The sequence below is a fragment of the Saccharothrix sp. NRRL B-16314 genome, assembly GCF_000716595.1.
Lineage (GTDB): Bacteria > Actinomycetota > Actinomycetes > Mycobacteriales > Pseudonocardiaceae > Actinosynnema.
On the sequence record NZ_JNXC01000219.1, the window covers coordinates 1 to 316 of the forward strand.

1 protein-coding gene is annotated in these 316 nt (G+C 77.2%); it reads left to right on the forward strand.

Going from position 1 to position 316, the window contains the following annotated elements; genetic code table 11:
- Positions 1 to 316, forward strand: a 316-nt coding sequence (locus OQ02_RS39725) for a carboxylesterase family protein (RefSeq protein ID WP_033443850.1), incomplete at both ends; no start/stop codon positions are given.

Sequence of the window (316 nt, forward strand, 5' to 3'; positions counted from 1 at the left end):
CTTCCTGGGTGTGCCCTACGCGCGGCCCCCGGTGGGCGCGCTGCGGTTCCGCGCGCCGGAGGCGGTCGAGCCGTGGGACGGGGTGCGGGAGGCCACGGCGTTCGGTCCGACGGCGCCGAAGCGGCCGTACGCCCCGCCGCTCGACGCGCTCCTCCCCGATCCCGAGATCCCGGGCGACGACTGCCTGAACCTGAACGTGGGGGCGCCATGGGGCGCCGGGCCGCGGTCCGCGACGGAGCGCGGCGGTCGGCCGGTCATGGTCTGGATCCACGGCGGTTCGCTGATCCGCGGCTCCTCGGCGGTGCCGGTCTACGAC